Genomic DNA, 10,991 nt, shown 5'->3' on the forward strand with positions numbered 1-10,991 from the left:
ATGCCCACCATCGCGCTTGTCGCCGCCGGGGATCGCCTCGGACTGTCCCTCGCCAAGACCTTCGGCCGCCGCGGCTTCGACGTCGCTCTGATCGGCCGGTCACCGGACCGCCTTGACGCGCTGGCCGGGAAGCTGGCCGCCGAAAGGGTGACGGCGGCCGGGTTCGCGGCCGACGTCACGGATCGGCCGGGGCTGACCGCGGCCCTGGAACGAGCCGCGGCGCGGTTCGGGGGCATCGACGTGCTGCACTACGCGGCGCCCGCGGCCGGGGGTGGCGCGGCGGCGCACCGGACCGGAGCGCTCGACGTCACCGTGGACGCCGTGGCGCCGCAGCTGGAGAGCATCTGCTTCGGGGCGATCGCCGCCACCCGTGCCGTACTGCCGGGGATGCTGGCGGCGAATGCGGGCACATTGCTGTACACGACGGGGGCTTCGTCAGTTGCTCCGGTGCCGGTGTTCGTCAGCACGGGCATGGCGGGTGCGGCGCTGCGCAAGTGGGTGCTGACGCTGCACGACGCGCTGGCCGGCCGGGGGATCTACGCCGGGCACGTCGCGATCGGGGCGTGGATCGCCGGCACGCCGGGCGCCCCGGACGGTGCGGTGCTCCGGGACCCCGACGACCTGGCCCGCCTGTACTGGGAGCTGCACGTCAACCGTGCGCCCGCCGAGCACGTCATCTCGGCCTGAGGCCGTCCATGAGGAGGTTCAGCAGGCGGTCCGCCCTCGCCGCGTGCTGCGGGGCGGGGGCGACCGTGAAGACGCCGATGAGCGCGGCGGCGATGTCCTCGGCGGTGACGTCGGGGCGCAGCTCGCCGGTCGCGCGGCCGGCGTCGAGGATCGCGTCGATCGCGCCGAGCAGGGCGGTCTGGGTCTGGGCGTGGGGGAGCTCGCCGGAGTCGATCATCGCGAGCAGCGTGTCGAGCATGCCGTTCTTGGTGGCGATCCAGGTGCCGAACAGGTCCATCCAGCGGCGCAGGGCCGCGGGTGGGGCAAGCTGGGCGAGGAGCTCGCGGGCGCCGTCGGTGAGGCGGGTGACCTGGTCGCGGTAGACCGCGTCGACGAGCGACTCGCGGGTCGGGAAGTGCCGGTACAGCGTGGCGATGCCGACCCCGGCCTCGCGGGCGATGGCGCGCATCGACGGCTCGGCCCCGGCGGACGCGAACACGCGGGTCGCGACCTCGAGGAGCTGGCTGCGGTTGCGGGTGGCGTCCGCGCGCAGCCCGCGCGCTGCTGGGTCGGTCAAAAGCGGATCACGCTCCGTTTGTGGTACGGTGGCCTCAATAAGCGGAGCATAGTCCGTTTTGGTGGAGGAGACACATGAGCCGTGCGGTCCAGTTCGAGTCGTTCGGCGGGGCGCTCGTCGTGCGCGAGGTACCCGAACCGCAGGCCGGCCCCGGGCAGATCCGCGTGCGGGTCACCGCGGCCGGGCTCAACCCGATGGACTGGTTCATGACGTCCGACGCGGCGACCGCCGCCCGGTTCGGGCTGAGCCTGCCGTGCGGGTTCGGGACCGACTACGCCGGGGTCGTGGACCAGGTCGGCGACGGCGTGACCGGGTTCGCGACCGGCGAGCGGGTGTTCGGCGGGGCGATGTCCCGGGCCGTCGCCGATCACGTCCTCATCGACGTGGACGGGACGATCGCCAAGGGCGGCGACGCGCACCGGACGCCGGAGGGCATCGATGACCGTACCGCTGCGGTCCTGACCATCGGCGGGTGCACGGCCGCCGCCGCCCTCGCCGTGGTCAGGCCCGGGCCCGGCGACACGGTGCTGATCGGCGGCGCGGGCGGCGGGGTCGGGGTGTTCGCCGTGCAGCTGGCGCGGCGCGCGGGCGCGCGGGTGATCGGGACCGGGTCGGCGTCGTCGGCCGATGCCCTGCGGGTCCTGGGGGCCGAGCCGGTCACGTACGGCGACGGGCTGGCCGACCGCGTCCGCGCCCTGGCCCCCGGCGGGATCACGGCGGCCATGGACCTGCACGGCACCGACACGGCCCACACCGCCCGCGCGCTCGGCGTGCCGGACGCGCGGATCACCACCATCGCCGCCGTGGTACCCGGCATCACCCCGGCCAACGGCGCCAGCGCGGCCCCCGGCGCCATCGAGGAGATCGCCAGCCTGATCGCGGCGGGCGAGCTGCGGGTGCCGATCGCCGCGAGCTTCCCGGTCGAGGAGGTCGGCGCCGGGCTCGAGCTGCAGGCCGGCCGGCACGTGCACGGGAAGGTCGTCATCGAGCTCTGAGCGGGTCGGCGATGATGGACGGCGTGATCGAGGACAGCGCCGGGCTCATCGGCCGCCAGGACGCCACTCGTACCGCCGGTGCGCTGGTCCGGCGGGTCCGGTCCGGCCACGGCGGCGCGATCGTGGTGCGGGGCGACGCCGGCATCGGCAAGTCGGCCGTCCTGGACTGGACCGCCCGGCAGGCGGTGGCGGCGGGCCTGCGGGTGCTGAGCACCACCGGCGTCGAGTCCGAGGCCCAGGTCGCGTTCGCCGGGCTGCACCAGCTGCTCGGGCCGGTGCTGGGGGAGGTCGATCCCCTGCCGGACGCGCTGCTGGCCGCGTTCGGCCGGGCCGGGGCCGTCGCGTCCGACCCGGCGCGGCTCGCCCTGGCCACGCTCGACCTGGTGGGCGAGGTCGCCGCGCGGCAGCCGGTGCTGCTGCTCGTGGAGGACGTGCACTGGCTCGACCGGGCCAGCGCCGACGTGCTCGCCTTCGTCGCCCGGCGCCTCGATTTCGAGCCCATCGCTCTGGTACTGGCCGTGCGCGCCGGATTCCACGGCCCGTTCGACGACGCCGGGCTGCCGCAGCTCACCCTGGAGCCGCTGGACCCGGACGACGCGGCGGCCCTGCTGCACGCGCGGGCGCCCCGGCTCGAACCGGCCGTGCGCCGCCGCATCCTCGACGAGGCGGCCGGCAACCCCCTCGCCCTGGTGGAGCTGCCGGCCGCGGTGGACGCCGGTCCCACCGGGGTCGGGGACCTGCTGCCGCTGCCCAGCCGCCTCGAGCGGGCGTTCGCGGCCCGGGTGAGCGGCCTGCCGGCGGCGACCCGGACCGTGCTGCTGGTCGCCGCGCTCAACGACGGCGGCTCGCTCGCCGAGACCCTCGCCGCCGCCGGAGCGGCCGAGCGGGATCTCCGGCCCGCGATCGACGCCGAGCTCGTCGACGTGGTGGCCGGGTCGGCGCGCTTCCGCCACCCGCTCATGCGCTCGGCGATCCACCAGCGGGCGAGCCTGGACGAGCGGCGGGCGGCGCATCGGGCGCTGGCGGAAGAGCTTGCTTCGGTACCGCAGCGGCGTCCTTGGCATCGCGCGTCCGCCGCGCCCGGGCCGGACGAGGACGTCGCCGCGGACCTGGAGGAGGCGGCCGCGCTGGCCCTGCAGCGCGGAGGTGTCGAGACGGCGGCCGCGGCGCTGGAGCGGGCCGCCGGCCTGACCCCGGACCCGGCGCGGCGGGTCGACCGGCTGCTGCGAGCCGCCGACCTGGCCGGCGACCTGGGCCGCTGGGCGGTCGTGAACGAGCTGCTGAGCCGGGCCGGCCAGGGCGAGCTCTCCGACGAGCAGCGGGTCCGCCTGCGCTCGATCCGCGAGGTCTTCCACGACGGCGTCGGCCCGGTCGCCACCGGTACGGTCACGCTGGCCCGCCTCGCCGAGGGCGTGGCGATCGCCGGCCGGCGCGAGCTGGCCGTGAAGCTGCTGGCCAACGCGGCCGCCCGGTGCTACTTCACGCAGCCCGCCCCCACGGAGCGCGAGGACGTCATCGCCGTCGCCGAGCGCATCTTCGACGACGAGCACGACCCGCGGCTGCTGGGCCTGCTGGGCTTCGCCTCCCCGGTCGAGCGCGGCGCGGCCATCCTGGCGCGGCTGCCCTTGTCGATCGAACGGCTCGACGGCGACCCGGCCCGGGCCCGCCAGCTGGGCAACGCGGCGCTGGCGGTGGGGGCGTACGACGTGGCGGTACGGCTGCAGACGGCCGGTATTGCCGTGGCCCGGGCCCAGGGCCGGCTGGCGCTGCTGGCCCGGCTCGTCGGCGCGCGGGCCTGGTGCGCCATGAACCTGGGCGACCTGGCGATGGCGGTCCCCGACGCCGAGGAGGCGGTGTGGCTGGCGGAGGAGACGGCGCAGCCCACCCTGCGCTCGCTGGTGCGGGCCCACCAGGCCTCGACGACGGCCCTGCTGGGCGACCACGACGCCGCGGAGCGCATCGCCGCCGAGGTCGAGCGCGAGGGCCTGGCCAACGACGCGCGGATCGTGCTGGCGGGCGCGCAGATGGCCCGCGGGCTGTCGGCCCTGGGCGGCGGCCGGTACGCCGACGCGTACGAGCACCTGCGGCGCGTCTACGACCCGGCGGACCCGGCCCACCACCTGTCGCTGTGCTACGGCCTGGCGAGCTACGTGGTCGAGGCGGCGGTACGCAGCGGGGCGGTCGACGCGGCTCAGGAGCTGATGGGCGATCTGGAACTCTTGGCGGCCTCGGTTCCGTCGCCGGCGCTGCACATCGGCCTGCGCCACGCCCGCGCACTGCTCGCCGACGACGAGAGCCTGTACCGTACGGCGCTCGCGACGGACTCGAGCGGCTGGCCGTTCGCCGGCGCCCGGATGCTGCTGGCGTACGGCGAGTGGCTGCGCCGGGCCCGGCGGATGGCCGACTCCCGCACGCCGCTGCGGGCCGCGCGGGACCGGTTCGACGCGCTGGGGATCGGTCCGTGGAGCGATCGGGCCCGCGCGGAGCTGGCGGCCTCGGGGGAGCGGAGCGAGATTCGCGCACCTGGGGTACACGACCTGCTGACGCCGCAGGAGCTGCAGATCGCCCAGCTGGCGGCGGAGGGCCTGACCAACCGCGAGATCGGGCAGCGGCTGTACGTGTCGCACCGGACCGTGAGCACGCACCTGCAGCGCATCTTCCCGAAACTCGGCGTCGCCACCCGCGCGGCCCTTCGCGACGCGCTGTCCGGCCATTAACATCATCGATGCGATGTCGGGCTGCCGAACGCCGGGAGGTTCCGGATGAGACCCACCGAGCTGCCGACCGGGGCCGTGTTGCGACCGCTGGATCCGGCTGACGTGCCCGCGTTGCTCGAGGCGAAGCTGCGGACCAGGCATCTGATGCTCCGCGCGGTGCCCGACCGGCCCGCGTCCTTCTGGACGGTCGAAGGCCAGCGCGAGTGGGTCGAGCAGGAGCTGCGCCGCGACGCGGCCGGGGAGTCGCTGACCTGCGTGATCGCCCGCGGCCAGGCGGTCCTGGGCATGCTCGGCCTGAGCGGCATCGTGCGCGGCCCGCTCCGCAATGCGGAGATCAGCTACTGGCTCGACCCGGCCGAACACGGCAAGGGCCTGGCCAGCGCCGCGGTCGCCGTCATCTGCGCCGCCGCCGAGGCCGAGCTGGACCTGCACCGTATCGAGGCCGGCACCATGGCGGACAACGTCGCCTCACAGCGAGTCCTGCTCAAGAACGACTTCGAGCGGCTCGGCCGCGCCCGCGACTACGTCTACAGCGACGGCGCATGGCGGGACGTCCTGCTGTTCCAGCGCATCCTGCACGACCGCCCCCTGCCGGCCGAGCAGTCGTGAGTGTCCGGGCGCGAGGCGCATGGGGCTAGGGTTCGAGTCCGGCCAGGTAGGCGTGGACGGCGGAGATCACCACGGAACCCTCGCCCACGGCCGAGGCGACGCGTTTGACGGAGCCCGCGCGCACGTCGCCGACCGCGAACAGGCCGGGCTGCGAGGTCGCGTAGCCGTCGTGGGTGACGACGAAGCCCTTGTCGTCGAGTTCGACGCCCGCGCCCGGCAGCGCGGTGGTGCACGGCTCCGCGCCGATGAGCAGGAAGACGGCGGCCGCGTCGAGGTGCACGTCACGGTCGTCGGCGTGATCGCGCCAGACCAGGCCGGTGAGCCGGTCGGTGCCGTGCACCGAGGTCAGCTCGCAGCGCGGATGGACGGTGATGCGCTCGTGGTGGGCGAGGCGCTGCAGCAGGTAGTTCGACATGGTGGCGCTCGGGTCGTCGCGGCGGATCAGGACGTGGACGTGGCTCGCCTGCCGGGCGAGGAACAGGGCCGCCTGGCCGGCCGAGTTCGCCCCGCCGACGACCACCGCGTTGCGCCCGGCCACCAGCGGGGCCTCGAGCTGGCTCGCGGCGTAGTACACGCCGCGCCCCTCCAGGTCCGCCAGGCCGGGCAGCGCCAGGCGCCGGTAGCGGACGCCGCCGGCGACGACCACGGCGGCGGCGAGGACGTCCAGCTCGTCGTCGAGGGTGACGCGGAACCGGCCGTCGGCGTCCCGCTTCAACGCGGTGACCGCGCGGGGTGAGGCCAGCCGGGTGCCGAACTTGACGGCCTGCAGCATCGCCGACCGCGCGAGCTCGGCGCCGGACACCCCGCGGGGGAAGCCGAGGTAGTTCTCGATCCGCGAGGAGCTGCCCGCCTGCCCGCCGATGGCGACGTCCTCGACGACCACCACGTCCAGTCCCTCGGAGGCGCCGTACACGGCCGCGGCCAGGCCCGCCGGGCCGGCCCCCACCACCAGCAGGTCGCACTGGGAGCCGTCGGCGACGCTCCACAGGTCGATGCCCAGCGCGGTTGCCAGGTCGCGGGTCGTCGGGGCGGCCAGCACCCGGCGCTGCCCGGTGACCACGGCCGCGCCCGCCTCGGGCAGGTCGCAGGTCTGCGCCAGCTCGGCCCACGCCTCCGCATCGGTGCGCAGCACCGTCCGGTAGGGGATCTGGTTGCGCTCCGCGAAGTCCCGCAGCTGGTGCAGGTCCCGGTCGTCGTCGCCGGCCAGCACCAGGCCGCCCTCGCCCAGGCGCGTCAGCAGCCGCCGCCGGGCGTCCAACGCCGTGAGCAGGACGTCGCTGAACTCGCCCGAGATCTCCACCAGGCGGCGCAGTTCGCCGACCGGCACGCGCAGCAGCGTCGTGCCCGGCATGGCGATGCCGGGCAGGAAGGCCCGCTGTCCCATCAGCATGCCCAGCTCGCCGACGAAGTCGCCCGCCTCGACCACGAACACGACCCGGTCGTCGCGCCGGTCGACGAGCAGCACGCCGCCGGTGAGCACCAGGTTCAGGTCGTAGGGGTCACCGGCGTCCCACAGCAGCTCGCCCGGGCGCGGGTGCAGCGTCGCACCGGCCGTCCGCAGCAGGCCCATGACGTGCTCGCTGAGCACCGGCCACGCCAGGTCGTCGCCGACACCGTCGTCGCGGCGCGACGAGTAGATCGTACGAGCGTCGGGCACGGGCATCGGCGCAGTCACGCGGAGATCGTATTACAGCAGGAGTCCGCCCAGGTCAGCCCGGGATGTCACGTCCAGGCGGGGGAAGACGCGGTGCAGGACCGTACTGACCGTGCGGTGCGACAGGTACAGCCGCGCGCCGATCTCGCGGTTGGTCAGGCCCTCCGCCGCCAGCTGCACGATCTGCAGCTCCTGCGGGCTGAGCTGGTCCCGCGCCGCCGGCACCCGGCTGCGGCTCGACTCGCCGGAGGCGCGCAGCTCCTGGCGGGCCCGGTCGCCCCAGGCGCCGGTGCCCAGGGCGTCGAACAGTTCCCGAGCGGTCCGCAGCCGGGTGCGTGACTCGGCGACCCGGCGCTGGCGGCGCAGCCACTCGCCGTACGAGAGCAACGCCCGCGCCCGGACGAACGGCCAGCCGGGCGGGCCGGCCCGCAGCGCCTCCTCGTAGCGCGCCTCGGCCGTGTCGTCGGGGGCGAGCACCGCCCGGGCGTGGCGCAGGCCGGTGTGCAGCGACTCGGCCGGCGTCAGCAGCGCCCGCCGCTCCATGGTCGCGAGGATGGCGGCGATCGCGTCGCCCTGGCCGCTGCGGGCCGCCGCCTCGGCGAGGTCACCGATCGCCGCGCACCCGTGCATGACGTGGTGGGCGGGGTCGGCGGGGTCGTAGAGGCGGCGCAGTACCGGAAAAGCATCGGCAGGCCGCCCGTCGGCCAGCGCGGCGAGGCCACGGGCGTGCACCACCACTGACAGCGTGGCCCGCAGGTTCTCCCGTTCCGCCGTGCCGGCCAGGCGCTCGAGGCGGTCCGGCTCCCCGCGCAGCGCGGCGATCCTGGCCTCGAAGGCGAGGGCGAGGGCGGACAGGTGCGGCTGGGCGGTCTCGTCGGCGCGGCGGCCGGCCTCCTCGGCGGCCGGGATGGCCACGCCGAGGTTGGCCAGGTGGGAGGCCGCGTTGGCCTGGACGATCAGGGCCCGGGCGGCGAACCCGAGGCGGCCCTGGGCCCGCAGCGGGCCGAGCGCGGCCGTGGCGAACTGCAGGCTCAGGTCGTACGCCCCCACGGCGGCGCCCGCGTTGCCCAGCAGCCGGGCCGCGAGGGGGTCGCCGCCGGCGTCGGGCGCCCACCGGCGCAGGTTGATGATGACGGCCGCGCCGCGGTCGATGGGGGCCGCGTAGGCCAGGATGCCGATGATCCGGGGGTCGGCCGCGTCGACCGGCACCTCCTCGGCGGCCGCCACCACGTCGCCGCGCACGTCCGGGCCCGGGTCGTGCCAGAACGAGGCCGAGCCGGCCGCGCCGAGCAGCGTCAGGGCCAGGTCGCCGTCGCCGTCGGCGAGCACGGTGCGGGCGTAGCCGACCAGCGAACGGACCCCGCGGGCGCCGTCGCCGGAGTGCTCCTCGAACCCGCCGCGGACCCAGACGAGCCGGGCCCGTTCGGCCGGGGTGAGGCCGGCCGGGTCGACGCCGGCCAGCAGCCGGTCCACCAGGTCCGCCCGGCCGAGCTCGAAGGCGATCTCGGCGGCCCGCAGGCGCCGGGCGGTCGCCGCGCCGCCGTCCGCGCTGAGCTCCGCCGCGCGCTGCAGGGCCTCGACCGCCGCCACCACGGCGCCCTGCTGATAGGCGCGGTCGGCGGCGGTGTCGAGGTCCGCCGCGATGCGCTCGTCCGGCCCGGCGGTCGCGGCGGCCCGGTGCCACACCTGCCGGTTGGGCCGTCCGGTCAGCACATCGACCAGCGCCGCGTGTACCGCCGACCGCTCGCCCCCCGCCGCCCGCTGCCGCAGCGCGGAGCGCATCAGCGGGTGCCGCAGCCGCACCCGCCCGCCCTGCACGTCGACGAGGCAGGCCTCGACGGCCGGGGCCAGGTCCTCGACGGTGCAGGCCCGCCCGGCCACGGCGCTGCCGGCGGCCAGGATCTCGGCGAGCGGGTCGGCGTCGTTGAGCGCCGTGACGAGCAGCAGCGTGCGGGTGACGTCGGGCAGCGCGGCGACCCGGGCCCCGAACGCCTGCTCGAGGCGGGCGGTCAGCGGCGCCCACGCCGCGGGGAACGCCCCGGCGGCGACCGGGGCGAGGGGCAGCTCGACCAGCGCGAGGGGGTTGCCGGCCGCCTCGGCCAGCAGCCGGCGGCGGACCCCGGGCCGCAGGCCGGGCGCGCCGGCGTCGAGCAGTTCGCCGGCCGCCGGCCCGGCCAGCCGCGCCAGCCGCAGCTCGGCGAGGGCGGACGCGTCGAACGGGGTGTCGAAGCCGTCGCGGATCGCGGCGAGCAGCACGACCGGCTCCGCCTCCAGCCGCCGCGCGACGAAGGCGAGGACCTCGGCGCTGGCCCGGTCGAGCCAGTGGGCGTCCTCGACGACGATCAGGAGCGGAGCCGCGTCGGCGAGCAGGTCGAGCGTCGCCAGGGCGGTGAGGAACAGGTCGCCCGCGGTACCGCCGAAGCCGAGCGCCCCGCGCAGGGCGTCGCGCTGCGGGCCCGGCAGGTCCTCGACCCCGTCCAGCACCGGCCGCAGCAGCTCGTGCAGCCCGGCGAACGGCAGCTGGGGCGTGGACTCGAGACCGGTCGTGCTCAGCACCCGCAGCCCGCGCCGGGCCGCCGCCCTGGTGGCGGCGCCCAGCATGGCCGACTTGCCGATGCCCGGTTCGCCGCGCACGAGCACCGCGGTGCCGTGCGCGGCGATGCCGTCGAGCAGCGCGTCGAGGCGTTCCAGCTCTGAACCCCGCCCGAACAGGATGACCACGCTGGCATTCTGCCCGAGCCGGGCTACCTCACCGCAGGAACGTCAGCAGCGCGCGGGTCATCTCGGCCGGGTGCTCCTCGTAGATCCAGTGCCCGGAGTCCTCGACGACCAGCTCGGTGACGTTCGTCGCGTAGCCGCGCACCTGCGCCGCGACCCCCGGGCCGAGGCTGCCGCGGGCGCCGACCGCCAGCACCGGCATCGTGAGCTGCCGCTGGTTGAGCCGCGCGTTGTCGTCGATGTCCTGCGGGAAGGTCCGGAACCACTCGAAGCCGGCCCGCAGGTGGCCGGGGTCGCGCAGGTACGACGCGAACTCCCGCACGTCGGCCGGGGTGACCGCGCCCTTGCGAACCTCCAGCGCGTCGATGAAACCGTCGACCCACTGCACCTCGCGCCCGGCGACCATCCGCTCGGGGAGGCCGTTGCGCACGTTGAAATAGCCGAAGTTCCACACCCCGGGCCCGTTCGCGGTCAGCGCCGGGAACTGGTACAGCCCGAGGTCCGGGATCGGCGCCTCGCTGAGCACGAGCCGGGTGACGTCGCGGCGGTAGGTGGCGGCGTAGGAGTACGCGACCATCGTGCCGATGTCGTGCCCGACCAGCCGGATGTCGCGGTCCAGGCCGAGCTTCACCAGCAGCCCGTGCACGTCGGCGGCCATCGTCGCCTTGTCGTACCCGCCGGCCGGGGCGTCGCTGCGCCCGGCGCCGCGCAGGTCCGGGGCGATGACCGTGTAGTGCTTGGCGAGCTCGGGCAGGATGCCGTGCCACTCGTACCAGGTCTGCGGGTAGCCGTGCACGAGCACCAGCGTCGGCCCGTGGCCGCCGCGCACATAGTTCAGCGAGATGGAGCCGACCCGGGTCCGCTGCTCGGTGAACCCGGCCGGCACGCGGCGGTCGTCGGGGCTCGCGGCGGCCCCGGTGCCGACCGCCAGCACCAGGGCGAGGACGGTCAGCAGGAACGTGAGTGGTCGACGGGCCATAGGTGCTCCTCAAAGGCTTCCGGACGGTACCGAATGAGGCTCATCGATTCTCGCGACAAGGGCATCCGTCATGTGA

General features: G+C 75.8%; 8 protein-coding genes. 4 read left to right on the top strand and 4 right to left on the bottom strand.

The features are described 5' to 3' along the window. Positions 1 to 687 carry an SDR family NAD(P)-dependent oxidoreductase gene (locus ACQPZ4_RS23260; RefSeq protein ID WP_433064887.1) on the top strand — a complete coding sequence of 229 codons (687 nt, stop codon included), beginning with the start codon at positions 1 to 3 and terminating at the stop codon, positions 685 to 687. Here ACQPZ4_RS23260 and ACQPZ4_RS23265 read toward each other — a convergent pair. Continuing rightward, complete coding sequence (locus ACQPZ4_RS23265; protein WP_433064889.1) at positions 674 to 1,243, bottom strand: TetR/AcrR family transcriptional regulator; 570 nt, start codon at positions 1,241 to 1,243, stop codon at positions 674 to 676. The two genes, ACQPZ4_RS23260 and ACQPZ4_RS23265, sit on opposite strands and share 14 nt — an antisense overlap. A gap of 74 nt (positions 1,244 to 1,317) precedes the next feature. On the opposite strand from ACQPZ4_RS23265, the gene ACQPZ4_RS23270 reads away from it, so the two are divergent. The 3 genes from ACQPZ4_RS23270 to ACQPZ4_RS23280 are packed head-to-tail and all read left to right on the top strand — an operon-like array spanning position 1,318 to position 5,564. Next, positions 1,318 to 2,238: an NADP-dependent oxidoreductase gene (locus ACQPZ4_RS23270; RefSeq protein ID WP_433064892.1), complete on the top strand. Its 921-nt coding sequence runs from the start codon at positions 1,318 to 1,320 to the stop codon at positions 2,236 to 2,238. 23 nt (positions 2,239 to 2,261) lie between these two features. Further along, entirely contained in the window at positions 2,262 to 4,955 is a 2,694-nt protein-coding gene (locus ACQPZ4_RS23275; RefSeq protein WP_433064895.1) for an ATP-binding protein, read from the top strand. A gap of 45 nt (positions 4,956 to 5,000) precedes the next feature. Next, complete coding sequence (locus ACQPZ4_RS23280) at positions 5,001 to 5,564, top strand: GNAT family N-acetyltransferase (RefSeq protein WP_433064898.1); 564 nt, start codon at positions 5,001 to 5,003, stop codon at positions 5,562 to 5,564. Positions 5,565 to 5,589: 25 nt separating this feature from the next. Here ACQPZ4_RS23280 and ACQPZ4_RS23285 read toward each other — a convergent pair whose 3' ends face one another. From ACQPZ4_RS23285 to ACQPZ4_RS23295, 3 genes are read right to left on the bottom strand one after another with little or no spacing between them, the layout of a single operon-like run. Continuing rightward, a complete protein-coding gene (locus ACQPZ4_RS23285) occupies positions 5,590 to 7,239 on the bottom strand; it encodes an FAD-dependent oxidoreductase (protein WP_433064901.1) in 1,650 nt (549 codons plus the stop codon). 12 nt (positions 7,240 to 7,251) lie between these two features. Continuing rightward, positions 7,252 to 9,939 (bottom strand): ATP-binding protein, encoded by a 2,688-nt coding sequence (locus ACQPZ4_RS23290; protein ID WP_433064904.1) that lies wholly within the window; start codon positions 9,937 to 9,939, stop codon positions 7,252 to 7,254. A 28-nt stretch (positions 9,940 to 9,967) separates the two neighbouring features. Further along, entirely contained in the window at positions 9,968 to 10,915 is a 948-nt protein-coding gene (locus ACQPZ4_RS23295; RefSeq protein WP_433064907.1) for an alpha/beta fold hydrolase, read from the bottom strand. Positions 10,916 to 10,991: the final 76 nt, after the last annotated feature.

It is taken from the genome of Dactylosporangium sp. CS-033363, from assembly GCF_050942475.1.
Lineage (GTDB): Bacteria > Actinomycetota > Actinomycetes > Mycobacteriales > Micromonosporaceae > Dactylosporangium.